Origin of the sequence: Streptomyces sp. NPDC102283 (genome assembly GCF_044766265.1) — a bacterium.
In the GTDB taxonomy this organism is placed as follows: Bacteria; Actinomycetota; Actinomycetes; order Streptomycetales; family Streptomycetaceae; genus Streptomyces.
Map to the genome: position 1 here is coordinate 475,226 of NZ_JBIWLQ010000003.1, position 23,901 is coordinate 499,126.

Annotated in this window: 21 protein-coding genes and 2 pseudogenes; 15 read left to right on the forward strand and 8 right to left on the reverse strand. The window is 73.1% G+C overall.

The features are described 5' to 3' along the window. Positions 1-105: 105 nt before the first annotated feature. Both ACIRJT_RS08925 and ACIRJT_RS08930 read left to right on the forward strand, forming a co-directional pair. Positions 106-243, forward strand: a complete 138-nt coding sequence (locus ACIRJT_RS08925; RefSeq protein WP_106969524.1) for an SPW_0924 family protein — start codon at positions 106-108, stop codon at positions 241-243. Positions 244-269: 26 nt separating this feature from the next. Next, positions 270-1,235, forward strand: coding sequence for a DUF3068 domain-containing protein (locus ACIRJT_RS08930; RefSeq protein WP_403906400.1), 966 nt, complete (start codon positions 270-272; stop codon positions 1,233-1,235). On the opposite strand, the gene hrpB is transcribed toward ACIRJT_RS08930, so the two are convergent. Further along, positions 1,222-3,723: an ATP-dependent helicase HrpB gene (gene hrpB, locus ACIRJT_RS08935; RefSeq protein WP_403906403.1), complete on the reverse strand. Its 2,502-nt coding sequence runs from the start codon at positions 3,721-3,723 to the stop codon at positions 1,222-1,224. The genes ACIRJT_RS08930 and hrpB overlap by 14 nt on opposite strands. A gap of 60 nt (positions 3,724-3,783) precedes the next feature. After that, positions 3,784-4,614, reverse strand: coding sequence for a class I SAM-dependent methyltransferase (locus tag ACIRJT_RS08940; RefSeq protein WP_403906405.1), 831 nt, complete (start codon positions 4,612-4,614; stop codon positions 3,784-3,786). A gap of 409 nt (positions 4,615-5,023) precedes the next feature. Between ACIRJT_RS08940 and rpsA the strand changes: the two genes are divergently transcribed. After that, positions 5,024-6,547, forward strand: a complete 1,524-nt coding sequence (gene rpsA, locus ACIRJT_RS08945; RefSeq protein WP_403906408.1) for a 30S ribosomal protein S1 — start codon at positions 5,024-5,026, stop codon at positions 6,545-6,547. A gap of 103 nt (positions 6,548-6,650) precedes the next feature. Here rpsA and ACIRJT_RS08950 read toward each other — a convergent pair whose 3' ends face one another. Next, positions 6,651-7,610 (reverse strand): right-handed parallel beta-helix repeat-containing protein, encoded by a 960-nt coding sequence (locus tag ACIRJT_RS08950; RefSeq protein WP_403906411.1) that lies wholly within the window; start codon positions 7,608-7,610, stop codon positions 6,651-6,653. Positions 7,611-7,912: 302 nt separating this feature from the next. Here ACIRJT_RS08950 and ACIRJT_RS08955 point away from each other — a divergent pair, with 302 nt between their 5' ends. The 3 genes from ACIRJT_RS08955 (at position 7,913) to ACIRJT_RS08965 (ending at position 9,940) form a co-directional block, all read left to right on the forward strand. Next, a complete protein-coding gene (locus ACIRJT_RS08955) occupies positions 7,913-8,851 on the forward strand; it encodes a PAC2 family protein (RefSeq protein WP_403906413.1) in 939 nt (312 codons plus the stop codon). A 31-nt stretch (positions 8,852-8,882) separates the two neighbouring features. Further along, positions 8,883-9,485, forward strand: a complete 603-nt coding sequence (gene coaE / locus ACIRJT_RS08960) for a dephospho-CoA kinase (protein WP_403906415.1) — start codon at positions 8,883-8,885, stop codon at positions 9,483-9,485. Positions 9,486-9,571: 86 nt separating this feature from the next. Beyond that, positions 9,572-9,940 (forward strand): tetratricopeptide repeat protein, encoded by a 369-nt coding sequence (locus ACIRJT_RS08965; protein WP_403906418.1) that lies wholly within the window; start codon positions 9,572-9,574, stop codon positions 9,938-9,940. Positions 9,941-9,962: 22 nt separating this feature from the next. Here the strand turns inward: ACIRJT_RS08965 and ACIRJT_RS08970 are convergent, their stop codons facing one another. Next, positions 9,963-10,304, reverse strand: a complete 342-nt coding sequence (locus ACIRJT_RS08970) for a DUF6343 family protein (protein ID WP_403906421.1) — start codon at positions 10,302-10,304, stop codon at positions 9,963-9,965. 151 nt (positions 10,305-10,455) lie between these two features. On the opposite strand from ACIRJT_RS08970, the gene ACIRJT_RS08975 reads away from it, so the two are divergent. Continuing rightward, positions 10,456-11,154: a class I SAM-dependent methyltransferase gene (locus ACIRJT_RS08975; RefSeq protein ID WP_403906424.1), complete on the forward strand. Its 699-nt coding sequence runs from the start codon at positions 10,456-10,458 to the stop codon at positions 11,152-11,154. A gap of 39 nt (positions 11,155-11,193) precedes the next feature. Here ACIRJT_RS08975 and ACIRJT_RS08980 read toward each other — a convergent pair whose 3' ends face one another. Continuing rightward, positions 11,194-11,550 carry a hypothetical protein gene (locus tag ACIRJT_RS08980; RefSeq protein ID WP_403906427.1) on the reverse strand — a complete coding sequence of 119 codons (357 nt, stop codon included), beginning with the start codon at positions 11,548-11,550 and terminating at the stop codon, positions 11,194-11,196. Between the two features lie 275 nt (positions 11,551-11,825). On the opposite strand from ACIRJT_RS08980, the gene ACIRJT_RS08985 reads away from it, so the two are divergent. From ACIRJT_RS08985 to ACIRJT_RS09005, 5 genes and pseudogenes are all read left to right on the forward strand, one after another. Then, complete coding sequence (locus tag ACIRJT_RS08985; RefSeq protein ID WP_403906430.1) at positions 11,826-12,746, forward strand: slipin family protein; 921 nt, start codon at positions 11,826-11,828, stop codon at positions 12,744-12,746. Positions 12,747-12,914: 168 nt separating this feature from the next. Beyond that, a complete protein-coding gene (locus ACIRJT_RS08990; protein WP_403906433.1) occupies positions 12,915-15,938 on the forward strand; it encodes an SNF2-related protein in 3,024 nt (1,007 codons plus the stop codon). After that, the gene (locus tag ACIRJT_RS08995; protein WP_403906435.1) at positions 15,935-17,290 is read left to right on the forward strand and encodes an SWIM zinc finger family protein; all 1,356 of its coding nucleotides are present in this window, start codon (positions 15,935-15,937) and stop codon (positions 17,288-17,290) included. Before ACIRJT_RS08990 ends, ACIRJT_RS08995 begins: the two co-directional genes overlap by 4 nt. 43 nt (positions 17,291-17,333) lie before the next feature. After that, positions 17,334-17,741 (forward strand): annotated as a pseudogene (locus ACIRJT_RS09000) (hypothetical protein); the annotation flags it as partial. Beyond that, positions 17,730-18,647: pseudogene (locus ACIRJT_RS09005) on the forward strand (VWA domain-containing protein); the annotation flags it as partial. The pseudogenes ACIRJT_RS09000 and ACIRJT_RS09005, both read left to right, overlap by 12 nt. 76 nt (positions 18,648-18,723) lie before the next feature. On the opposite strand, the gene ACIRJT_RS09010 reads toward ACIRJT_RS09005, so the two are convergent. Further along, positions 18,724-19,935: a pyridoxal phosphate-dependent aminotransferase gene (locus tag ACIRJT_RS09010; protein ID WP_403906438.1), complete on the reverse strand. Its 1,212-nt coding sequence runs from the start codon at positions 19,933-19,935 to the stop codon at positions 18,724-18,726. A gap of 85 nt (positions 19,936-20,020) precedes the next feature. Between ACIRJT_RS09010 and ACIRJT_RS09015 the strand changes: the two genes are divergently transcribed. Together ACIRJT_RS09015 and ACIRJT_RS09020 are read left to right on the forward strand one after the other, a co-directional pair. After that, positions 20,021-20,713 carry a winged helix-turn-helix transcriptional regulator gene (locus tag ACIRJT_RS09015; protein ID WP_403906440.1) on the forward strand — a complete coding sequence of 231 codons (693 nt, stop codon included), beginning with the start codon at positions 20,021-20,023 and terminating at the stop codon, positions 20,711-20,713. 69 nt (positions 20,714-20,782) lie between these two features. Continuing rightward, positions 20,783-21,430, forward strand: coding sequence for a uridine kinase (locus tag ACIRJT_RS09020; protein ID WP_403906442.1), 648 nt, complete (start codon positions 20,783-20,785; stop codon positions 21,428-21,430). 107 nt (positions 21,431-21,537) lie between these two features. Here the strand turns inward: ACIRJT_RS09020 and ACIRJT_RS09025 are convergent, their stop codons facing one another. Together ACIRJT_RS09025 and ACIRJT_RS09030 are read right to left on the reverse strand one after the other, a co-directional pair. Then, positions 21,538-22,452: a carbohydrate kinase family protein gene (locus ACIRJT_RS09025; RefSeq protein WP_403906445.1), complete on the reverse strand. Its 915-nt coding sequence runs from the start codon at positions 22,450-22,452 to the stop codon at positions 21,538-21,540. Then, positions 22,449-23,429, reverse strand: a complete 981-nt coding sequence (locus ACIRJT_RS09030) for a pseudouridine-5'-phosphate glycosidase (protein WP_403906448.1) — start codon at positions 23,427-23,429, stop codon at positions 22,449-22,451. Before ACIRJT_RS09030 ends, ACIRJT_RS09025 begins: the two co-directional genes overlap by 4 nt. Before the next feature lie 105 nt (positions 23,430-23,534). On the opposite strand from ACIRJT_RS09030, the gene ACIRJT_RS09035 reads away from it, so the two are divergent. After that, entirely contained in the window at positions 23,535-23,897 is a 363-nt protein-coding gene (locus tag ACIRJT_RS09035) for a cupin domain-containing protein (RefSeq protein ID WP_403906451.1), read from the forward strand. Positions 23,898-23,901 lie beyond the last annotated feature (4 nt).

Genomic DNA, 23,901 nt, shown 5'->3' on the forward strand with positions numbered 1-23,901 from the left:
GGGCTGTCCGCTGTGTTCTCATCTCGCGCCCCGGTTGCTACGGTGCCCCAGCCCTGACGACCCATCAGGTCGCCGTCATCGGATCACCGCCCCGGGAGGCCGAGCATGCGTGCCCTCGTCGCCGCCGCCATCGGACTGGCCGCCGCCCTCGCGCTCGTGTTCACCGTCTCCGCCGTCGGCTCCCCGGCCGGGGAGACCTCGCCGAAACCCCTGCTGACCACCGTCCCGGGACCCAAGAGATAGCCGCCGCAGAGGGAGAGGTCACCACCATGCGCCGCCGAGCCGGTCTCGTACTCCTGGCCTTCGCCGTGTTCTTCGCCGCCCTGTCACCGCTGCTGCGCTGGTACGCCTTCCCGCGCCTGGCCAAGGTCCCGCCGAACCAGTACCAGGAAGTCGTCCTGGAGGCGTCGCCCGCGACCCTCCTCGACTACACCACCCTCAAGGCCAGGAAGGTCGACAAGGTCACCATCGTCCAGACGCTCAAGGGCAATGTGGAGGAGTCCGAGAAGATCGAACGCAGCGCCGGACGCGACGTCGTCGTCTGGGACGCGCTCTCCTACATCCAGGGCCCCGACGGCAAGATGGTCTCCGAGATCCCCGAGCGCTACATCTTCGACGCCCACTCCCAGGCCCCCGTCAACGCCACCGGCGAGATGGTCGACGGCGACCCGGTCCGGCGCGAGGGCATCGAGTTCAAGTGGCCCTTCCTCACCGAGAAGCGGGACTACGAGTACTTCGACGCCCAGAGCCGCACCACCGCCCCCATCCACTACGAGGGCACCCGGACCTTCCGCGGCCTGGAGGTCTACTACTTCGAGCAGACCATCCCGTGGACCGAGGTCCCGATGCCCAAGAAGATGCCCATCAAGGGCATCACCGCCGAACAGATCGCGCAGACCGGCATGACCCGCTGGTACACCACCAAGCGCATGTTCTGGGTCGACCCCGTCACCGGAGCCCCCGTCAACGGCGAGGAGATCCACACGGAGGAGCTGCGCGACGCCAAGAAGATGGGCATGTCCAAGGACACCGTCACCGCGTTCTCCGGCCATGTGAAGATGCGCGAGGACTACATCGCGGACACCGTCGACCTGGTGAAGTCCCAGCGCGCCCTGGTCCTCCTCCTCACCTCGTACCTGCCCTGGGGCTTCCTCGGCCTCGGCCTCGGACTGCTCGCGCTCGCCCTCTGGCTGGAGGCGCGGTCCCGAAGCTCCGAACGCGCTACGAGCGCTTGAGCCTGGCCGAGGTGAACCGCGTCGCCGGTGCGGTCGCGGGGTCCTCCGGCCACGGATGCTTCGGGTAGCGGCCGCGCAGCTCCGCCCGTACCGCCTTGTAGCCCTCCCGCCAGAACGACGCCAGGTCCGCCGTGACGGCCGCGGGCCGCCCGGCGGGGGAGAGCAGGTGCACCAGGACCGGAACCCCGGCCACCCGGGGCGTCTCGCCCATCCCGAACAACTCCTGGAGCTTCACCGCCAGGACGGGCTGCTCACCGCCGTACTCGACCCTGATCCGGGAGCCGCTCGGCACCTCGATCCGCTCCGGCGCCAGCTCGTCCAGCCGGGCGGCCTCCCCGGTCGCCCAGGGCAGCAGCCGCCGCAACGCCTGCCCCGCGTCGATCTGGCCCAGGTCGGAGCGCCGTCGCGCACGCGACAGCTCCGGCTCCAGCCACGCCCCGGTCTCCGCGAGCAGAGCCCCGTCCGACACGTCCGGCCACGGCGCGCCCAGCACCCGGTGCAGGAACGCCAGCCGCGACCGCGCCTGCTCACTGTCCCGGGTCCACCGCAGCAGCCCGAGCCCCTCCCGCCGCAGCCCCTCCACCAGGGCCCCGCGCACCAGCTCCGGATCGGGCTGCCTCAGCGGCCGTACCGCCAGCTCCACCGCCCCCAGCCGGTCCACCGACCGGGCCACCACCTCGCCGTCCACCCACCGGACCTCCTCGCCCCGCACCCGCAGATGCCCGGCGGCCAGGAGCGCGGTGGGCTCGTCGACCACCGCGGCCAGCCGCACCCGCGCCGACGCCGCGTGGGAGGGCCGGTCCGCGACCGCCACCGCCAGCCAGGGCGCGCTGCGCAGCCGCGAGGCGTCCCGCAGCTCCGCGCCCGTGCCCGACGCCATCAGGAAGGCCCCGTCGCCCCGGGCCCGCGCGACCCGCTCCGGGAACGCCAGCGCGGCGACGAGGCCGACGACGGCGTCGTCCGAGCGAGCCCCGCCGGAGCCGACGCCCTCCACCTGGCCCGACAGCCGCCGCACCTCCTGCTTCCAGCGCGCCGCGTATCCGTCCTGGCCCCGGCGCGCGGTCCGCAGCGCCGCCGCGAGATCGTCCCCGTACTCCCTCGGCGGTTCCTCGCTCAGCAGCGCCACCACCTCCGCGGCCCGCCGCGCCCCGGCCTCCCGGGCGCCGTCCAGCAGGGCCCGTGCCAGCCGCGGGTGCAGCCCGAGCCGGGACATCCGGGTGCCGCGCTCGGTGACCCGGCCCCCGTCGTCCACCGCGCCGATCGCCTCCAGCACCTCCCGGGCGGCGCCCATCGCCCCGGCGGGCGGCGGGTCCAGCAGCGCGAGCGAGGAGGCGTCCGGATCGCCCCAGCACGCCGCCTGGAGCGCGAAGGCGGCCAGGTCGGCGACCTTGATCTCCGGCGACGGGAAGCGCGCGAGCCGCCCGTCCTCGGCCTGGTCCCAGCACCGGTACACCGCCCCCGGAGCCTCCCGCCCCGCCCGCCCGGCGCGCTGCCGCCCGGCCGCCTGGGAGGCCCGTACGGTGCTCAGGGCGCTCAGCCCCCGGGCGTGGTCGGTACGGGGCTCCCGGGCGAGACCCGAGTCGACGACGACCCGCACGCCCGGCACCGTCAGCGACGACTCGGCCACCGAGGTCGCCAGGACCACCCGCCGCCCCCCGGAGGACCCGGCGAGCACCGCGTCCTGCACGGCGGCCGGAGCCCGCCCGTGCACCTGGAGCACCTCCGCGTCCACGCCCGCGAGCTGCCCGGCCACCCGCCCGATCTCCCCGACGCCGGGCAGGAAGCAGAGCACGTCCCCCTCCCGCTCACCGAGCGCCCGCCGCACGGTCGCCGCCACATGCGTCAGCAGGGCGGGATCCACCCTCATCCCGTGCGGCGGCTTCACCGGACGGGCGGGCGGCGCCCAGAGGACCTCCACCGGATGCGAGACGCCCTCCGCCTCGATCACCGGGGCGTCGCCGAGCAGCCGCGCCCAGCCCTCCGCGTCCGTCGTCGCGGACGCCGCCACCAGCCGCAGATCGGGCCGGATCGCCGCCCGTACGTCCAGGAGGAACGCGGCGACCGTGTCCGCGTCCAGGTGCCGCTCGTGGCACTCGTCGATGATCACCACGTCCACCCCGGCCAGCTCCTGGTCCCGCTGGAGCCGCTGGAGCAGCACCCCGGTGGTCACGACCTCCACCACCGTGTCCCGCCCCACCACGCGCTCGCCGCGCACCGTGAAGCCGACCCGCTCGCCCGGCCGCTCGCCCAGCAGCCAGGCCATCCGCCGGGCCGCCGCCCGCGCGGCGATCCGGCGCGGCTCGGCGACCACGACCCGGCGCACCGGGCTCTGACCGGTCAGTCCGGCCAGCACCAGCGGGACGAGCGTCGTCTTGCCGGTGCCGGGCGGGGCGCACAGGACGGCGACGCCCCGGTCGTTGAGCGCGCGCCGCAGGGCGGGCACGGCGGTGCGGACGGGCAGGCGGTCCAGGGCTTCGGTGCGGATCACGCCCCCAGTGTCGTACGGAAGCGTCCCCAGGCCTTCCGCGCACCCCGGCCCGTCAGCGGCTCAGCCCCGCTCGCAGACGAAGATCGCCGTGCCCGGGATCAGGTTGCCGCGCAGCGGGGACCAGCCGCCCCACTCCTGGTCGTTCCAGGCGGGCCATTCCGGTTCGACCAGGTCCACCAGCCGGAAGCCGCCCGCCACCACGTCCCGGACCCGGTCGCCCAGCGTGCGGTGGTGTTCCACATAGACGGCGTCGCCGTCCTCGCCCTGCTCCACGTAGGGGACGCGGTCGAAGTAGGAGGCGGCGACGGACAGCCCCTCGGGTCCGGGCTCGTCCGGGAACGCCCAGCGGATCGGGTGCGTCACGGAGAACACCCAGCGCCCGCCGGGCCGCAGCACCCGGTGGACCTCGCGGAAGACCCGCACCGGGTCGGCGACGAACGGCACCGCCCCGTACGCGGAGCAGGCCAGGTCGAAGGACCCGTCCCGGAACGGGAGCCGGCCCGCGTCGGCCTCGACCAGGGGTACGTCCCCGCCGATCCGCAGGGCGTGCTGGAGCTGGCGGTGGGAGAGGTCGAGCGCGACCGGGCGGGCGCCCTGCCCGGCCAGCCAGCGCGAGCACTGGGCGGCCCCGGCGCCGATCTCCAGGACGTCGAGGTCCTGGAGGGAGGCGGCGGGCCCCAGCAGGGAGGCGTCCGCCTCGTCCAGTCCTTCCGGACCCCAGACGAAGCGGTCGTCCCCCAGGAAGCCGCCGTGGTCGCTCTGGTACTCGTCGGCGTTCCGGTCCCACCAGCCGCGGCTGGCCCGGCTGCTCTCCACCTCGTCCGCCGCACGGCGCGTGGCTTCGGGTTCGGCGGGTTCTGCGGAGTGGGTCCCGTGGATCTCTTGGCTCATCGTGCCCGTCGTTGTAGTTTGCCTTCACCCGCCGCGCGCGGTACGTACCAGGGGGCGCACCCCGGGGGTACGGACGCGCGTCCGCGGCGCCGTGCCGTAGCGTTCTTGGGCCGATACGGCCTCGGAGAACACGAGTTGTGCCGGAATTGGGGCGATGTGTCCCGGGTGTGCGCCTTCGCGCATTGACCGTGTCCGGCTGCCCCCGTATGCTACAAGTTGCGCTGCGAGCCTGCGCGCCTCAGACCTAGCAGGCCGCGCTCGCGTCTGTTGCATGTCCCCTCGGTTGTCGAGGCGTCTCTCCGGAAACGGATTGCGCGCTTTCCAGGCTGTCCGGCTTCTGCAGAGGCGATACGGGCTTTCGGCGTAGCAGTACCTACGACTCTCTGTCCGTACCGGAGCCCTTTCCCACATGACGAGCAGCACCGAGACCACCGCCACCACTCCGCAGGTTGCGGTCAACGACATCGGCGACGCGGACGCGTTCCTCGCGGCGATCGACGAGACGATCAAGTACTTCAACGACGGCGACATCGTTGACGGTGTCATCGTCAAGGTTGACCGGGACGAAGTCCTCCTCGACATCGGTTACAAGACCGAAGGCGTCATCCCGAGCCGCGAGCTCTCGATCAAGCACGACGTTGACCCGAACGAGGTCGTCAAGGTCGGCGACGAGATCGAGGCCCTGGTTCTCCAGAAGGAGGACAAGGAAGGCCGCCTGATCCTCTCGAAGAAGCGCGCTCAGTACGAGCGTGCTTGGGGCACCATCGAGAAGATCAAGGAAGAGGACGGCATCGTCACCGGTACCGTCATCGAGGTCGTCAAGGGTGGTCTCATCCTCGACATCGGCCTCCGTGGCTTCCTGCCGGCGTCGCTCGTCGAGATGCGTCGCGTCCGCGACCTCCAGCCCTACGTGGGCAAGGAGCTCGAGGCCAAGATCATCGAGCTGGACAAGAACCGCAACAACGTGGTCCTGTCCCGCCGTGCCTGGCTCGAGCAGACCCAGTCCGAGGTTCGCCAGACGTTCCTCACGACCCTGCAGAAGGGTCAGGTCCGCTCCGGCGTCGTCTCCTCGATCGTCAACTTCGGTGCCTTCGTGGACCTGGGTGGCGTCGACGGTCTCGTGCACGTCTCCGAGCTGTCCTGGAAGCACATCGACCACCCCTCCGAGGTTGTCGAGGTCGGCCAGGAAGTCACCGTCGAGGTCCTCGACGTCGACATGGACCGCGAGCGCGTCTCCCTGTCGCTCAAGGCGACGCAGGAAGACCCGTGGCAGCAGTTCGCCCGGACGCACCAGATCGGTCAGGTCGTCCCGGGTAAGGTCACCAAGCTCGTTCCCTTCGGCGCGTTCGTCCGCGTCGACGAGGGCATCGAGGGTCTGGTCCACATCTCCGAGCTGGCCGAGCGCCACGTGGAGATCCCGGAGCAGGTCGTCCAGGTCAACGACGAGATCTTCGTCAAGGTCATCGACATCGACCTCGAGCGTCGTCGCATCAGCCTCTCGCTGAAGCAGGCCAACGAGTCCTTCGGTGGCGACCCGGCCTCGGTCGAGTTCGACCCGACGCTGTACGGCATGGCCGCGTCGTACGACGACCAGGGCAACTACATCTACCCCGAGGGCTTCGACCCCGAGACCAACGACTGGCTCGAGGGCTTCGAGGCGCAGCGCGAGGTCTGGGAGACCCAGTACGCCGAGGCGCAGACGCGCTTCGAGCAGCACCAGGCCCAGGTCATCAAGTCCCGCGAGGCCGACGAGGCTGCTGCGGCCGAGGGCGCTGCTGCCCCGGCCGGCGGCGCTGCTCCGGCCGCCTCCGGTGGCAGCGGTGGCGGTGGCGGCGGCTCCTACTCCTCGGAGTCGGCGGACAACTCCGGCGCCCTGGCGTCGGACGAGGCCCTTGCCGCGCTGCGCGAGAAGCTCGCGGGCGGCCAGAGCTGACGCTCTGACCCCGGCGGCTCATCGGCTGCGGTAGCTGTACAGCGGTAAGTGAGGCCCGTTCCCTTCGGGGGGCGGGCCTCACTCGCGTCCACGGGGCGGTCGGCTACGGGGTGACGGCGATGTTCGTGAGCCCCTTGCCGCCGGTGACGGTGTTGCTGGCGTGGACAGTGGTGCGGCAACCGGCGCTGTTGTTGGTGACGTTGATGGCGAGCTGCTTGTCGCCGGTGGCCCCGGAGAGGTTCGAGGAGTTCCCGCGGAAGACGGTGCCGCAGCCCCAGCCGTTCTGCTGGGTGTGGGTCTCGTAGCCGTTGTTGGTGGTGCGGGACCCCTTGTTGCCCTCGACCAGGACGTTGTTGCCCTTCACGTCGACCCAGGAGTCGTCATAGTTGGCCCCGGTCAGTCCGTGGCCGTCGAAGGTGTTGCCGATGATCCTCGCGCCGGTCGTGCCCTCCTTGATGTCGATGCTCTCGCCACCGACGTCCGGGCCGATGGTGTTGTTCAGGATCTGCGCGTTGTCGCTGCGGTCGGAGAGGTCGCCGGCCGAACCGACGTACACGCCCTCGCCCATGCCGCGACCGTTCTGCCCGGTGTCGTAGATCCGGGAGTTCTTCAGAACGCCGTCCTTGCTGGACTTGCGGAAGTGGACGCCTTCCATGTCGAGGTCGTGCACGGTCACCGAGTCGATCACGACGCCGTTCGCCGCGTCGGTCATGATGCCCTTCTGGCCGCCCTTGAGCGTGATGCCCTGGACGGTCCAGTACGAGGCGCCGTTCAGGTGCAGCCCGTAGCCGCCGCCCGCGGTCAGGACCGCTCTGCCGGAGCCGGTGAGGGTGATCCGCGCCCCGGAGGTGCCGGGCCGGGTGGCCTTGAAGTTCCCGGTGTACGTGCCGTCGGCGAGCCGGATCGTGTCACCGGGGGAGACGGTGGTGAGCGCCGACTTGAGCTGGGCCGCGGTGCTGACGTCGATGACCGCGGCGTTCGCGGTCCCGGCGCCGACCAGGGTGAGGCCGCCGGCGGCCAGGGCGGCGGCGAGCAGGACGGTGAGGGGGGAGCGGGTGCGCATGGGGGGTGCCTTCCCGTGGAGGAGTCCGGACGTCCGCGAGCGCGGCGCTGCTCGCGCGATGTTCTCGTACATGAACATGAGACGCGTGGCTGAACTCTTTGCTCAGTGACGGTAGGGATGTCGACGGGGTGCGTCAAGGTCTGGACCAGGATCGGCAGGCCGCGCCGGAGAGGCCGAACGGCTCGCGCGGCACGGGTGACTGACGCGCCGTGAACCGGCCTCGCCGGGGAAGGGGCGGGTGCGGGGAATGCGCGTGCCGCCCTTCGTGTTCTTCCCTAGGAACACGAGGAGGAGCGGTAACCGTGCCTGATCCGCAGAGTTTGTACGAATGGGAGCCGAAGGGCCTGGCCGTCGTCGACATGGCGCTGGCGCAGGAGTCGGCCGGCCTGGTCATGCTCTACCACTTCGACGGCTACATCGACGCGGGCGAGACCGGCGAGCAGATCGTCGACGGCCTGCTCGAAACGCTGCCGCACCAGGTCGTCGCGCGCTTCGACCACGACCGGCTCGTCGACTACCGCGCACGGCGCCCCCTGCTCACCTTCCGGCGCGACCGCTGGACGTCCTTCGAGGCCCCCACCCTGGAGGTGCGGGTGGTCCAGGACGCCACCGGAGCGCCCTTCCTGCTGCTGTCGGGCCCGGAGCCGGACGTGGAGTGGGAGCGGTTCGCCGTCGCCGTCGAGCAGATCGTCGAGCGCCTCGGCGTCCGGCTCGCGGTGAACTTCCACGGCATCCCGATGGGCGTTCCGCACACCCGCCCCGTCGGCATCACCCCGCACGGCAACCGCACCGACCTGATGCCCGGCCACCGCAGCCCCTTCGACGAGGCCCAGGTGCCGGGTTCGGCCGAAGCTCTCGTCGAGTACCGGCTGATGGAGTCCGGCCATGACGTCCTCGGGGTCGCCACCCACGTCCCGCACTACGTCGCCAGGTCCTCCTACCCGGACGCGGCGCTGACCGCGCTGGAGGCGATCACCGCGGCGACCGGCCTCGTGCTGCCCGCGCTCGCGCACTCCCTGCGCACCGAGGCGCACCGCACCCAGACCGAGATCGACCGGCAGATCGGCCAGGGCGACGAGGAGTTGGTCACCCTCGTCGAGGGCCTGGAGCACCAGTACGACGCCGTCGCCGGCTCCGAGACGCGCGGCAACCTCGTCGCCGAGCCGGTCGACCTGCCGTCCGCCGACGAGATCGGCCGCGAGTTCGAACGCTTCCTCGCCGAGCGGGAGGGCGAGGGCTGAGTGCCGCCGTCCGGCCCGTAGGCTGCGGCCCATGCTGAAAGTGGGCCTGACCGGCGGCATCGGCGCCGGCAAGAGCGAAGTGTCGCGGCTGCTCGTGAAGTACGGCGCCGTCCTGATCGACTCCGACCGGATCGCCCGTGAGGTCGTCGAGCCCGGTACGCCCGGACTCGCGGCCGTCGTGGAGGAGTTCGGGCCGGACGTCCTGACCCCCGAGGGCGCTCTGGACCGCCCGGCGCTCGGCACGCTCGTCTTCGCCGACGCCGGGCGGCTGGCCGCGCTCAACGCGATCGTCCACCCGCTGGTCGGCGCCCGCGCGGCCGAACGGGAACGGGCGGCCCCCGAGGACGCCGTCGTCGTCCACGACGTCCCCCTCCTCACGGAGAACGGTCTCGCCCCCTTGTACGACCTGGTCGTGGTCGTCGACGCCTCCGCCGAGACCCAGCTCCACCGGCTCGTCACGCTGCGCGGGATGACGGAGTCCGACGCCCGTGCCAGGATGGCCGCACAGGCCACCCGCGAGCAGCGCCGGGCCGTCGCCGACACAATCGTGGACAACGACGGGCCGCTGGAGGCGCTGGAACCGCAGGTCCGCGCGGTCTGGGACGAGTTGGTCCGCAGGGCCGCCGCCCGCTGAGCCCGCGCACGCCCCGGCCGGACGTACCGGAATACCGGCTCTGCGGCGGGCGTTGGAAACCCGCGAGGGAAGGGAAGGACGCGACCGTGCCCGAGAGGAATCCGCAGACCCACGTCATCGACTTCCGTGCGGCCGAGCACCTGCTCGACGCCCGGGACCCCCGGGGTGCCGTCAAGCTCCTCGACTCGGTGATCGCCGCCCATCCGGAGAACACCGCCGCCCGGCTGCTCCGGGCCCGCGCCTTCTTCGCCGCCGCCCAACTGCGCCCCGCCGAGCTGGAATTCGAGCTGGTGCTGGAGCGTGAGCCGGACAACGCGTTCGCCCACTTCGCGCTGGCCCGCACCTTCGAGCGGGCCGGTCGCCCCGAGCAGGCGACCCGGCACTTCCGCCTGGCCGCGGCGCTCGACCCGAAGCCGGAGTACCTCCGGGCCGCGAAGTTCGACGAGCGGGCCTGAGCGCCCTGATCGCCAGGACACTCTAGGCGGGTCCGGAGGAAGGGCCCGCCCGCCCTCCGTTGGGCCGGCCGCCGTCCGGGCCCGGCCCCGGCCTTCGCGGACGGCCGTCGCCCTGGTCCGACTCGTGCGGCGGGACGTCACGGCCAGGCTGGCAGTGCGGGCCCTGGCGCATCCGGTACGTGATCACGCAGAGGTCCAGGATCGCGAGCAGCAGCAGCGCGGCGCAGGCCGCCGCCCAGCCCGGCCGTCCGGTCAGCGAGAACGCCACCAAGCCGAAGAGGGCCCAGAGCATGCCCCACAGGCTCAGCCAGAGCCGCATCCGCAGCGGACTGCGGGCGGTCGCGGGTTCACTGCCGGTACGCATGGCGATCACCTCACTCCACCAGCATGGACCCGTCCGGCGGCGGACGGAACAGGGGGCCGCCGGACGGAGAGGACCATTACGCCGCGGAGTCCGGCCCTGACCCGGCGTGATGGTCGGGGAACCGCGTCCGGCGACGGTTCGTTCGCCCTTCATGGGTGAATCACTGGTACGCGAGGGGTACGAGGGGACCGGTCCCGGAGCCATCACGCCGGACGGGTGCGCTGTGGAGCTGTATCGCAGACTGTCCGTCGGCGAGGAGCCGGACGTGATCGCGGGCGTGGCCCCCGCCGGGGCGAGCATTCTCGAACTGGGCTGCGGGGCGGGCCGGGTGACGCACCCGCTGGTGCGGCGCGGGTTCAGCGTGACGGCGGTCGACGAGTCCCCGGAGATGCTGGAGGAGATCGTCGGGGCGCGCAGGGTGCGGAGTCCCATCGAAACGCTGGACCTGGGCGGCGAGCGGTTCGACGTGGTGCTGCTCGGCTCCTTCCTGGTCCACGCGGGCGAGCACCGGGTGCGCGACGGGATGCTGCGCGTCTGCCGCGACCACGTGCGGGACGACGGGATCGTCCTCGTCCAGCGCGAGGGGGCGGCACACCGCTCTGAGCTGCCGTGGGAGCGGACCGATCCGTCCGGCGGTCTGATCCGGATCGTCTCCGCGGATCCGGTGGGCGACGGCGTGCGCTCGGTGCGCGCGGAGTATCACTTCGACGACGCGCGGTGGACGCAGACCTTCCTGTCGCGGGAGCTGTCCGACGAGGACATCGCCCGGCATCTGGCGACGGCCGGACTGGCGCTCGACCGCACCCTCACCGACGACGGCACCTGGCTGCTGGCCCGGCCCGCGTTCTGAGGGGCCGCGGCCGGCTCCTGTCGCGGCCCACCCCGTCACTCAGTGCACGAAGCTGTAGCTGCGCCACGGGCCGCTGCCCGGCGCCGTCACATCGCTGAACCTGGTCGGCACGTAGGTCGTCCGGCCACCCGTGCAGTCCCGTGTGCGGTACAGGATGACGTCGACCAGCGTCCCGTTCTCCACCTCGCGGGCTCCCGCCGGAGCGATCCGATGGCAGCCGCGTACCGACGGGCTGTTCACCTGGAGCACCGCCTCGCGCTCCGTCGTGTACGTCACCGGGCCCACCGCGGTGCGGCCGAGCCCGGAGCAGCCCGAGACGGCGAGGGCGAGGAGGGAGGCTCCGGCGGCGATCCCGAGGCGGCGTCGGCGGCGGGGAACGGTGGCGGTCACGGACATCGGCGGGTCCTCGTCTGCTCGTCCGGTGCTCGTCCGGCGATTCGGTACGTCGGGAAGACGTGCTGGCGCTGGCCACCCTGCCCGGCCGGGGGCGGCCCGGCATCCGGTGCGCGGCCGACCGGGCGAGGGCCTCTCGTCCGGATCACGTCGGGCTCGCGGGGTCCGGAGGTTCCCTATTCCGCCAAATAGGGCATAAATTCTTCAAGGGTGCTATGTCGTAAGGGGTGTTCCGCGGCCACGCGGGTGTCCTCTCCCTTTCTTCCCAGGGGGCCGTCATGGTTCAGGAACTGGTGATCGCCTTGGCGGCGGTGCTCTGCGCCGGAGCGCTGTACATGGCCTCGGCGGCGCGGGTGATCCGGCAGTACGAGCGCGGTGTGGTGCTGCGGCTCGGCAGGCTGCGCGACGACGTGCGCCTGCCGGGCTTCACGATGGTCGTGCCGGGGATCGACCGGCTGCGCAAGGTCAACATGCAGATCGTCACCATGCCTGTGCCCGCCCAGGACGGCATCACCCGGGACAACGTCACCGTCCGCGTGGACGCCGTCATCTACTTCAAGGTGGTGGACCCGACGAACGCCGTCATCGCGGTGGAGGACTACCGGTTCGCCGTCTCGCAGATGGCCCGGACCTCGCTCCGGTCCATCATCGGCAAGAGCGACCTGGACGATCTGCTGTCCAACCGCGAGAAGCTGAACCAGGGGCTGGAGGTCATGATCGACAGCCCGGCGATCAGCTGGGGCGTGCAGATCGACCGGGTCGAGATCAAGGACGTCTCGCTGCCGGAGACCATGAAGCGGTCCATGGCCCGCCAGGCCGAGGCCGACCGGGAGCGGCGCGCCCGGGTGATCAACGCCGACGCGGAGCTCCAGGCCTCGAAGAAGCCGGCTCAGGCGGCCGGCGAGATGTCCGCCCGGCCCGCGGCGCTCCAGCTGCGGCTGCTCCAGACCGTGGTCGCCGTCGCGGCGGAGAAGAACTCCACGTTGGTGCTGCCCTTCCCGGTGGAGCTGCTCCGGTTCCTGGAGCGCGCGCAGCAGCCGGCGGCGGAGCCGGGGCACGACGAACGTGCCGTGCCACCCGCCCCGGCCGACCTGCCCGCCCCGGCCGCGTCTGCCGACCCGCCCGCCCCGACGGCGCGTGCCGCCGCCCCCGCCCCGGTCGTACCGTCGTCGTCGGAACAGCCGTTCGCCCATCACTGAGCGTGGCGGCCCCCACGCGGAACAGGACGCGTCCCGATCGATTTCGCCGTTGCTGACCTGGGGTGACGAGGCGGGCGTCCGCGGTGTCAGACCTCCCGCCTAGACTCGCGGAGTCAGCACATTTCGTGCCGACGGAGACCGTGGATCAGGTGGAAGGGGGCGGCGGACATGACGGCACGGACCCGGGAGGGCGAGCCTCGGGACACCGAGGACACCTCCCGTACCGCCGACGCCGGACGCCTGCTGCGCTGCGCGGCGGTCTTCCTGCCCGGCCAGGTGCCCAGGGACGGCCGCGTCGCCTTCTGGGACCCGGCTGCGGACGCCGACCCGTGGCACGACGACGGCGCGCAGGGGCGGAGCGGGACGCCCTTCGGGTATGCGGAGACCTCCGCCCGCCCCGACTCCGTCCCGTGCACCACTGCCCGGCTCACAGTCGTCCGGCCGGACCCGGCGGCGGGCCCCGGGAGCGTCCGCGCCGTGGCGACGCCCGCGGCTCTGCTGTCCGTGGCCGACGCGCTGCCCCTGCTCGTCCGGGCACGGCGTCAGGGCTCCGCCCACCCCGCCACCCGCTGCTGGGGCGCGGCCGCTCTGCACGCCCTTCAGCTCGTCGCGCGCGGCAGGCTCCTCCCCGGACTCACGGCGGACGGCCACGACGCCTGGCGGGCGGGCCCGAGGGACGCCGAGGACGTCGCGCATCTGCGGGCGGTCGCCGCCGCCCTGCCGCCCGAGGGGCACGCGGCGCCCGTCCCCGGTTCCGCGCCGCCCCGGCTCCCCGACCCCGAGGTCCTGATCGGGGCGTTCCTGGACGCCGTCGCCGACACCCTGCCGCGCACACCCGCCGCGGCGTTCGCGATGGGCGCGCCGTTCGCCGCCCGCGAGGCCCAGCACCTGCCCCTTGCCGCGGCCTGGGCCGTGGAGGTCGCCTCGGGCCTGGACGCGGGCGTGCGGGTCTCGCTGCGCCTGGACCTCTCCGCGTACGAGCTGTTCGACACCGCCGACTCCTACGCGGTCACGGCCGCCCGCGAGGAGGCGGAGACCGACGGGGGACCCGCGCGCCCGGAGCACCCGGACGACCCGGCGGTCCGGCACGCCGCCGCTGCCGTCGTCCAGGTCCACAGCCTCGCCGACCCGACCTACGTGGTGGACGCGGCCGCCCTGTGGACCGGCGCGGCGGGCGAGCCGTTCGGTCCGCGGGCCCGCGTCGACGCGGTGCTGGCGCTGCGTCGCGCCGCCCGCGTCTGGGCCCCGCTGGAACGGCTGCTGGGGCAGCCCGTCCCCGATGTGCTCGCGATCACCGAGGACGAGCTGTACGAGCTGCTGAGCGACGCGGGAGCCCGGCTGGCCGCCGCCGGGGTCGAGGTGCACTGGCCGCGCGAGCTGGCCCGTTCCCTCACCGCGACCGCCGTCGTGCGGCCCGCGCCCGGATCGGCCACCGACGGCACGTCCTTCTTCGACGCCGAACACCTCTTCGCCTTCGACTGGCAGCTGTCCCTGGGGGAGGAGCGGCTGACCGAGGCCGAGATGGACACCCTGGCCGAGGCCCACCGCCCGGTGGTGCGGCTGCGCGACCAGTGGGTGGTCGTCGACCCCGCGCTCGTACGCAAGGCGCGCAAGCGGGAGCTGGGACTCCTGGATCCGGTGGACGCGCTCGCCGTCGCCCTCACCGGCAGCGCGGAGGTGGACGGCGAGCGGGTGGACGCCGTCCCCGCCGGGGCGCTGGCCGCCCTCCGTACGCGGATCCTCAGCCAGGACACCACGATCGCGCCCCCGCCCGGCCTCGACGCGACCCTGCGCGACTACCAACTGCGCGGCCTGGCCTGGTTGGACCGGATGACCTCGCTCGGGCTCGGCGGCTGCCTCGCCGACGACATGGGCCTCGGCAAGACGATCACCCTGATCGCCCTCCATCTGCACCGGGCGCACCCCTCGCCCACCCTGGTGGTCTGCCCCGCCTCCCTCCTCGGCAACTGGCACCGCGAGATCAACCGCTTCGCCCCCGGCGTCCCCGTGCGCCGCTTCCACGGCACGGACCGCACCCTGAGCGACCCGGACGGCGGCTTCGTCCTCACCACCTACGGCACGATGCGCTCCAGCGCTCCCCGGCTCGCCGAGCAGAGCTGGGGCCTGGTCGTCGCCGACGAGGCGCAGCACGTCAAGAACCCGCACTCCTCCACGGCCAGGGCGCTGCGCACCATCCCCGCCCCGGCCAGGGTCGCCCTCACCGGCACCCCCGTCGAGAACAACCTCTCCGAGCTCTGGGCACTCCTCGACTGGACCACACCCGGACTGCTCGGCCCGCTCAAGGCGTTCCGGGCCCGGCACGCCCGGATCGTGGAGAACACCGGCACCGCCGCGGGCCTGGGCAACGAGGAGGCGGTGGAGCGGCTGTCCCGGCTGGTGCGGCCCTTCCTCCTGCGGCGCAAGAAGTCCGACCCCGGCATCGCCCCGGAGCTGCCGCCCAAGACGGAGACCGACCACCCCGTCTCCCTCACCCGCGAGCAGGCCACGCTCTACGAGGCGGCCGTCCGCGAGACGATGGCGCAGATCGAGGCGGCGGAGGGCATCGCCCGCCGGGGTCTCGTCATGAAACTGCTGACCTCGCTCAAGCAGATCTGCAACCACCCCGCCCAGTATCTGAAGGAGGAGCCCACCCGGCTCACGGGCCGCTCCGGCAAGCTCGCCCTCCTCGACGAACTGCTCGACACGATCCTGTCCGAGGACGGCTCGGTCCTGATCTTCACGCAGTACGTGGCGATGGCGAAACTCCTCTCCGCGCACCTCGCGTCCCGCGCGATTCCCTCCCAACTCCTCCACGGCGGCACGCCGGTGGCCGAGCGGGAGCGGATGGTGGACCGCTTCCAGTCCGCCGAGGTCCCCGTCTTCCTGCTCTCCCTCAAGGCCGCCGGCACCGGGCTGAACCTGACCCGCGCCGCGCATGTCGTCCACTTCGACCGCTGGTGGAACCCCGCCGTGGAGGAGCAGGCCACCGACCGGGCGTACCGCATCGGCCAGACCCAGCCCGTGCAGGTCCACCGGATCATCGCGGAGGGCACGGTGGAGGACCGGATCGCCGAGCTGCTGGAGTCCAAGCGGGTCCTGGCCGACGCGGTGCTCGGCAGCGGCGAGAGCGCCCTGACCGAGCTCAGCGACCGTGACCTCGCCGATCTCGTATCGCTGCGGAGGCCCGCATGAGCCCGCGCCCGACCACCGGCCCGGCCGCCCGGAGATCGGCCCCGCGTGCCCGGCCCGGCCCGGACGACCTGCGGCGCACCTTCGAGGCCGTGCCCGCCCGCACCTCCGCCGAGGGGGAGCCCTTCGCCGGCAGCTGGTGGGGCCGGGCCTGGGTGGACGCGCTGGCGTCGCTGTCGATGGACGAGGCCCGCCTCGCCCGCGGCCGTGCGTATGCCGACGACGGCAAGGTCGCCGCGATCACCGTCACCCCCGGGCGGGTCGTCGCCTACGTGCACGGCAGCCGGGCCCGCCCCTACCGGGCCGAGCTGCGGCTGCGCGCCTTCACCGACCTCGGCTGGGACACCCTGCTCGACGCGGTCGCAGCCCACCCCGGCCATCTGTCCGCGCTGCTGGCCAAGGAGATGCCGCACTCCCTGGCCCCCACCGCCGAGGAGGCCGGCGTCCGGCTGCTGCCCGCCGCCGACGACCTCGACCCCAGCTGCACCTGCCCCGACCACGGGCGGCCCTGCAAACACGTCGCCGCCCTCTGCTTCCAGACGGCCCTGCTGCTCGACAGCGACCCGTTCGTCCTGCTGCTGATGCGGGGCCGGGGCGAGCGCGAGCTGCTGGACGAGCTGGGCCGGCGCAACGCCGAGCACTCCGCCCGCGAGCGCCCCGCCGCCCCCGCCGTCCCGTCGGTCGAGGCCGGGGAGGCCTTCGCCGCCCGCTTCCTGCCCCCGCTCCCGGCGCCCCTGCCCGTACCGCCGCATCCCGGCCAGCCACCGTCGTATCCGGATCTGCCCGGCGCCCGCGATCCGTTGGGGCTGGACCACCTCGCCACCGACGCCGCCGCACGCGCCCACGCCCTGCTGACCACGGGCCGCGATCCGCTGGCCGGGCTCACCCCGTGGCAGGACGCGGTCCGCCTCGCCGCCGCGCGGCCGACCGCCGGGCTCACCGCCACCACCCGCGCGCTCTATCGGGAGCTGGCCTACGCCACCGGTCGCACCACCACCGACCTCGCCCGGGCCGTCGCCGCCTGGCGGCAGGGCGATGCCGAGGGCCTCGCGGTCCTGGAGACGCCCTGGGACCCGCCGGCCGGCCCCTTCGACCGGGCCAGGCCCGCGCTCGCCGCCGCCGACTTCCCGCGCTTCACACCCTGGCGCAACCACCTCACCCACCCGGACGGTTCGCTCCAGCTCCGCTTCGGCCACGACCACCGGTGGTACGGCTACGAATCCGATCCCGGCGCCGACGACTGGTGGCCGCGCGCCGCCCCGGACCCCGACCCGGTGGCCGCCCTGGAGGCCCTGCTGGCCGGCGATTTCGTCCCCGACGTCTCCGGGACCGATGACCCGTCGTACGTACGGTAAAACCCTTGGCCGGCGGGGAGTCGCCCTTGTTGGCGTCCACGACGTGGCGAAACTCCATCAGATCATCGCAGTGGAGAAGGGCGTCAAGTCCAAGGCACACCAGGACCTGACGGCGGCCCATCACGGCCTCCAGAAGACCGGGCTGCTGGCCGGGATCTCCCGGACCTACCAGCCCAAGGACGAGGAGGGCGAACAGCTTCCGCCCGAGTCGACGCTCGTCCAGGTCAAGGCCGAGGACGTGCTGCGGGACACCGCGGTCACCCTGACCCGGCTCTTCGATGTGACCGCCACGAAGGACTGGGCGAACTGCACGGCCAGGGCCGATGTGCTGGTCGACGGCCGGGTGCTGGTGAGCGAGGTGCCGGTGTCGTATCTGCTCTTCCTGGAGAAGCAGCTGACCGACCTCAACACCTTCGTCCGCGAGCTGCCCGTGCTGGACGCCGCCGAGGCCGTCCGGGAGGAGGCCGCCCTGATGCGGGCCTGGGGCGTGGGCTCCGGCGAGCTGGAGCGGATGCCGTACGCGCGGCGCGCCCGGCTCGCCGAGCGGCTGCGTGCCGGTCGTCTCGGCCGGTGGGCCGAACTGATCGGCCGCTTCCGGCAGATGGCCGACGGGGAGCGGGCCCGCAAGGTGGAGAGCACCGCCGGGGAGTTGGTCGGTGTGACACTCGGCGACGACCTCTCCCGCCTGATCCCCTCCGAGCTGGCCAACCTCGGCCTGCCCGAGCTGCGTGCCGTCTTCGCCGCGCGGTACGCCGCCGGGGAGCTGATGCTCTACGACAGCCGGGGCGAGCAGCCGACGGGGAGGGGCGCCATCATCGCCTGCGTGGACACCTCCCACTCGATGTACGCGGCGGGGCCCGGCGGGGTCACGCGGGAGGTGTGGTCCAAGGCGTGCGCCCTGGCGCTGCTGGACCAGGCCCGCCATGCCGGGCGCGACTTCGTCGGCATCCTGTTCTCCGCCGAGGACAGGATCCGGGTCTTCCGCTTCCCGGCCGGCCGGTCCGCCGGCATCGAGCAGGTGCTCGACTTCGCGGAGACCTTCCTCGGCGGCGGCACCAGCTACCAGGCGCCCCTGACCGTGGCCCGCGAACTGCTGGAGGAGGAGTTCGACGACGCCGCCACCACGCGCGGAGACATCGTGATGATCACCGACGACGAATGCGGTGTCACCGAGGAATGGATGCGCGGCTGGAGGGATGCCAGACAGACGCTGGGCTTCCGCGTCTTCGGCCTCGCGGTCGGCGCCCCGGGCGCCGCCGAGGCCGGTTCGGTCCTGGACGCCCTGTGCGACAACCTTCGCTCCATCGAGGACCTCACCGACGTCCACGCCGCCGCGGATCTCTTCCGCCTCATCTGACTCCCGGCCGGATCCGCCTCATCCGGCCCCGGGCCGGATCCGTCTCATCCGACCCCGGCCGGATCGTGCGCGCGCATCACTGGCGGTATCCGTTCAGGAAGCGGCCGATGCGGCTGATCGCCGCGTCGAGGTCGTCGGCGTAGGGGAGGGTGAGGATGCGGAAGTGGTCCGGGCGCGGCCAGCTGAAGCCGGTTCCCTGCACCACCTGGATCTTCTCCCGCAGCAGCAGGTCCAGCACGAACTTCTCGTCGTCGACGATGCGGTGCACCTTCGGATCGATGCGCGGGAAGGCGTACAGCGCGCCCTTCGGCTTCACGCAGGAGACGCCGGGGATCTCGTTCAGCCGCTCCCAGGCCCGGTCGCGCTGTTCGTGCAGCCTGCCGCCCGGCGCGACCAGCTCCCGGATGGACTGCCGTCCGCCGAGCGCGGCCTGAATGGCGTACTGGGCCGGGGCGTTGGGGCACAGGCGCATGGAGGCCAGCATGGTGAGGCCCTCCAGATAGTTGCGGGCGTGCTGCCGCGGACCGGACACCACCATCCAGCCGGACCGGAAGCCGGCCACCCGGTACGTCTTCGACAGACCGCTGAAGGTGAGGCAGACCAGGTCGGGGGCGAGGACCGCCGCGCTGTGGTGCTCGGCCCCGTCGTACAGGATCTGGTCGTAGATCTCGTCGGCGAACACCATCAGCCCGTGCCGCCGGGCCAGATCGAGGATGCCTTCGAGGATCTCGCGCGGATAGACCGCGCCGGTGGGGTTGTTCGGGTTGATGATCACGACGGCCCTGGTCCGGTCAGTGATCTTCGCGGCCATGTCGGCGAGATCCGGATTCCAGTCGGACTCCTCGTCGCAGACGTAGTGCACCGCCTTGCCGCCCGCCAGCGTGGTCACCGCCGTCCACAACGGGAAGTCCGGGGCCGGGATCAGCACCTCGTCGCCGTCCTCCAGCAGTGCCTGCACCGCCATGGAGATCAGCTCGGACACCCCGTTGCCGAGGAACACGTCGTCCACGCCGACCTCGGTCAGCCCCATGGCCTGGTAACGCTGGACCACCGCCCGCCGCGCCGAGAGGATGCCGCGCGAGTCGGTGTAGCCGTGCGCCCGCGGCAGCATCCGGATCATGTCCTGGACGATCTCCTCGGGAGCCTCGAAGCCGAAGAGCGCCGGATTGCCCGTGTTGAGCCGGAGCACGCTGTGGCCCGCCTCCTCCAGGGCGTTGGCGTGCTCGATGACCGGGCCCCGGATCTCGTAGCAGACCTCGTTGAGCTTGCTGGACTGCCGGAACTCCATGCGCTGCCTCCCGAGCCGAATTGCGATACTTGGTTTTACCAAGCTTCAGCTTGGAAAGTCCAACAACATGTCTAGACTGCGTCGCATGCCACGTCAGCAGCAGCCAGCAGCACGCCCCGTCCGTCGCCGGAGCTACGACCAGTTCGACGCCACCGCCCGCGCCCTCGACTCCGTCGGCGACCGGTGGACGCTGCTGATCGTCCGTGAACTGCTGGGCGGGCCGCGCCGGTACACCGACCTGCACGCCGACCTGCCCGGCGTCAGCACGGACGTGCTGGCCTCCCGGCTCAAGGACATGGAGCAGACCGGGCTGGCCCTGCGCCGCAAGCTGCCGCCCCCGTCGGCCGCGACGGTCTACGAACTCACCACGCGCGGCCACGGCCTGCTGCCCGTCCTCGCAGCCCTCGCCGAGTGGGGGGCGCCCGCGCTCGCCGAGCGCCGTCCCACGGACGCGGTGCGGGCCCACTGGTTCGCCCTGCCCCTGCTCGGCGCCCTCACCGGGCTCACGCGGGAGGGCGTCCTCGAAGTCCGGCTGGAGGAGGGCGAGTTCCACCTCCGCGTCGGTGGGGCGGCGGGCCTCCCGCTCCCGGCCGCCGAAGCGGTCGCCGCGGTGTACGGATACGGGCCCGCCGACCGCCCCGACGCCCGGATCGTCCTCGACGCCGAGGTGTGCCTGGAGCTCGCGCGGGGCGGGGCGACCCTCGCGGAGGCGGTGAAGGACGGTCGGGTCGAGGTGCTCGGCGAAGGCCCGCTCGCCGCCGAACTGCGGGGCGCCTGAGCCTCGCTCACGGGCGGTCGGACCCCCCTCGCCCGGGCGTCCCACCGCCGATCCGGCGATGATGGAGCCGTGAGACTCGAAGCGATCACCTGGGAACGGCTGGCCGACGAGCTGGCCCGCTACAGCGACGGGCTGTCCGCCGCCGACGGCGGGCCCTGGCTCGCGCTCGGCGTCGACGGCGCGCCGGCCGCCCACACCGACGAGAGCGCCGAACGCCTCGCGCGGGAACTGCGGCTGCTCGGCCGTGCGGTGCTCGTCATCTCCACCGAGGGCTTCCTGCGCCCGGCGAGCCTGCGCTTCGAGTACGGGAAGCGGGACCCGGACGCGTACGCCGACAGCTGGTACGACACCGGGGCGCTGTGGCGCGAGGTGTTCGGGCCGCTGGAGGCGGGCGGCTCCGGCCGCGTGCTGCCCGATCTGTGGGACCCCGTGACCGACCGGGCCACCCGGACCCCGTACCACTCCCTGCCCGAGGGCGGGGTGGTCGTCGTGCACGGCCCGTTCCTGCTGGGGCACTGGTTCCCGTTCGCGCTCGGCGTCCATCTGCGGTTGTCCCCGGGTGCGCTGCGGCGACGTACGGCGGAGCCGGAGCGCTGGACCCTGCCCGCCTTCGTCCGGTACGAGGACGAGGTGGCGCCCATGGAGCGCGCGGACGTGGTGGTCCGGGCGGACGACCCGTCGCACCCCGCCTGGTCGGGGCTGCCCGGAAGCGGGTGAACGGCGCCCGCCCCGGCACCGCCCGCCCCGGCACCGCCCGCCCCGGCACCGCCCGTCCCGGTACCGTCGGTCCCCGCGCCGCCCGCCCCCGCGCCGCCCGCCGCCCGTCACCCGACCGGCGGCGGCCGGCCGCCCACCGTGGCCACCGCCGCCGCACCCGCCCGGCAGCCCTCGGCCGCCGCGGCCGGGTCGTCGGCCCCGGCCAGCAGCGCCGCGAGGAACCCGCCGGTGAACGCGTCGCCCGCCCCCGTCGAGTCGACCGGCTCGCGCACCGGCGGGGCGGGGACGCGGCCGACGACCTCGCCCCCGGCGGCCACCACGGCTCCCCGCGCGCCCAGGGTGACGACGACGCGCGGGAACCGCCGGCTCAACTCGGCCGCCGCGGCCTCGGGTCCCGGCAGCCCGGTGAGCAGGATGGCCTCGTCCGCGTTCGGCAGCAGCAGCTCCGCCCCCTCCGCGAACTCCAGGAACCGCCGGGGCCCCAGCTCGCCGAGGAACCCGGCCGACGCCGGGTCCACGCTCACCGGAACGCCCCGCTCCACGGCGGTGCGCAGGGCGAGGAGGGCGGCGGCCCGGCTCACCGCGGCGAACAGGAGATAGCCGGAGAGGTGCAGCCGCCCGACACCGTCGAGCATCGTGGGCGCGAAGTCCTCGACGGCGAGCCGCAGCACCGCCCCGCCGTCGGTCAGGAACGTGCGTTCCGCCGCCGCGTCGACCAGGGCGATGACGGTCGCCGTCGGAAGCTCGTGGTCCACCGCCAGGAATGCCCGCACCCCCGCCCGCTCCAGCTCCGCCCGGTGCCAGCCGGCCGAATCCGCCCCCGCCCTGGCCAGCAGCCGTACGTCCGTGCATCCCGAACGCGCAGCCCAGCAGGCGACGTTGGCTCCGGCGCCGCCCGGCAGTGTACGGATCCGGGCCGCCGTGTCCGTACCGTGGGCGAGCGCCGATCCGTACCGCGCCACCACGTCCGTGACCACGTCCCCCACCACCAGCAGCCCACCGCCCGCCGCCGGACGGTTCACCGGGCGCCCACCGCCGCGACGGCGATCCGCGCCGCGAGGGCCACGTTTGCGTGGACGGCCGCCAGGTTCGCCTCCAGCGACGCGCCCCCGGTGCGCCGCATCAGCTGGTCCAGCAGGAACGGAGTCACGCCCTGCCCCGAGATGCCCCGCTCCCGGCACGCGTCCAGTGCCTCCGCCAGCACCCGGTCGTGCAGTGCCGGATCCAACTGATCGTTTTCCGCTACGGGGTTGGCGACGATCAGCGTGGCCGGCGGGCCTCCCAGCGCCTCTCTCGCCCGGATCACCTCCACCACTTCCTCGGGGCTGTGCACCGTCCAGTCGACGGGTTCGCCGGAACTGCTCAGGTAGAAGCCGGGGAAGTGCCCGGTGCCGTAGCCGACGACGGTGACGCCGAGGGTCTCCAACCGCTGGAGGGTCGCCGGGACGTCGAGGATCGACTTCACCCCCGCGCAGACCACGGTGATCCCGGTGCGGGCGAGCAGCCGCAGATCGGCCGACTCGTCCTGGTTCTCGGCCCACTCCCGGTGTACGCCGCCGAGCCCGCCCGTCGCGAAGACGCCGATCCCCGCCCGCGCCGCCAGGAACGCCGTCGCGGACACCGTCGTCGCCCCGCTCGCCCCGGCGGCGAGTGCCGGGGCGAGATCTCGGTGGCCCAGTTTGCGCACGGCCGGGTCCCCGGCGACCCGTTCCAACTGAGCTTCGTCCAGACCGACATGGGCCCGCCCGTCCAGGACGGCGACGGTGGCCGGGACAGCTCCCGCGGACCGGACGAGCCCCTCCAGTTCCCGCGCCACGGACAGATTGCGGGGGCGCGGCAGACCGTGCGCGATGATTGTCGACTCCAGTGCCACGACGGGCAGACCGGCGTTCAGAGCGGTCCGCACCTCCGCCGGGAGCACGAGGCCGTAGGCGTCCGTCCCAGGGTTCTCGCGGTTCTCGCGTGGAGCGGGGCCCTGGTCCGTTGGGTTCTGAGGCATGCCCCCATCCCTGTCGCGGCCGGGAGGGGCGCAAACCACGGACGGACGTCCCCTGGCGGGTCCTGGCCGCAGGGTGGCCGGAAGTGGTCGCTAAGGTGACCGGCCATGACGACAAACGACCAGGTCCCCGCCTCCTTCGCCGTGCACATCCCGGACGCCGAACTCGTACCGGAACCACTCGATCCGGCGCAGATCGTCTCGGGCGATCCCGTGGTGACGGGCAAGGTGCTGGGGGAGTCGGCCGATGGCAAGCAGCTCCGGGGGATCTGGCAGATCACGCCCGGCGTGGTTACCGACACCGAGGCGGACGAGCTGTTCGTGGTCGTCAGCGGCCGGGCGACCGTCGAGGTCGAGGGCGGGGCGACGCTGGAGATCGGCCCGGGGGACGCCTGCGTCCTGCGCGAGGGCGACCGGACGACCTGGACGGTTCACGAGACGCTCCGCAAGGCGTACCACATCAGCCTCTGAGGGC

Bases quoted from the DNA above. Each gene is read 5' to 3' on its own strand.
- ACIRJT_RS08970 (WP_403906421.1), bottom strand. From the start codon at position 10,304: ATGCGTACCGGCAGTGAACCCGCGACCGCCCGCAGTCCGCTGCGGATG.
- ACIRJT_RS08995 (WP_403906435.1), top strand. From the start codon at position 15,935: ATGAGCCCGCGCCCGACCACCGGCCCGGCCGCCCGGAGATCGGCCCCG.
- ACIRJT_RS09035 (WP_403906451.1), top strand. From the start codon at position 23,535: ATGACGACAAACGACCAGGTCCCCGCCTCCTTCGCCGTGCACATCCCG.
- ACIRJT_RS09030 (WP_403906448.1), bottom strand. From the start codon at position 23,429: ATGCCTCAGAACCCAACGGACCAGGGCCCCGCTCCACGCGAGAACCGC.
- ACIRJT_RS08985 (WP_403906430.1), top strand. From the start codon at position 11,826: ATGGTTCAGGAACTGGTGATCGCCTTGGCGGCGGTGCTCTGCGCCGGA.
- ACIRJT_RS09015 (WP_403906440.1), top strand. From the start codon at position 20,021: ATGCCACGTCAGCAGCAGCCAGCAGCACGCCCCGTCCGTCGCCGGAGC.
- ACIRJT_RS08940 (WP_403906405.1), bottom strand. From the start codon at position 4,614: ATGAGCCAAGAGATCCACGGGACCCACTCCGCAGAACCCGCCGAACCC.
- ACIRJT_RS08925 (WP_106969524.1), top strand. From the start codon at position 106: ATGCGTGCCCTCGTCGCCGCCGCCATCGGACTGGCCGCCGCCCTCGCG.
- ACIRJT_RS08990 (WP_403906433.1), top strand. From the start codon at position 12,915: ATGACGGCACGGACCCGGGAGGGCGAGCCTCGGGACACCGAGGACACC.
- rpsA (WP_403906408.1), top strand. From the start codon at position 5,024: ATGACGAGCAGCACCGAGACCACCGCCACCACTCCGCAGGTTGCGGTC.
- coaE (WP_403906415.1), top strand. From the start codon at position 8,883: ATGCTGAAAGTGGGCCTGACCGGCGGCATCGGCGCCGGCAAGAGCGAA.
- ACIRJT_RS09010 (WP_403906438.1), bottom strand. From the start codon at position 19,935: ATGGAGTTCCGGCAGTCCAGCAAGCTCAACGAGGTCTGCTACGAGATC.
- ACIRJT_RS08930 (WP_403906400.1), top strand. From the start codon at position 270: ATGCGCCGCCGAGCCGGTCTCGTACTCCTGGCCTTCGCCGTGTTCTTC.
- ACIRJT_RS08975 (WP_403906424.1), top strand. From the start codon at position 10,456: ATGGGTGAATCACTGGTACGCGAGGGGTACGAGGGGACCGGTCCCGGA.
- ACIRJT_RS08950 (WP_403906411.1), bottom strand. From the start codon at position 7,610: ATGCGCACCCGCTCCCCCCTCACCGTCCTGCTCGCCGCCGCCCTGGCC.
- ACIRJT_RS08980 (WP_403906427.1), bottom strand. From the start codon at position 11,550: ATGTCCGTGACCGCCACCGTTCCCCGCCGCCGACGCCGCCTCGGGATC.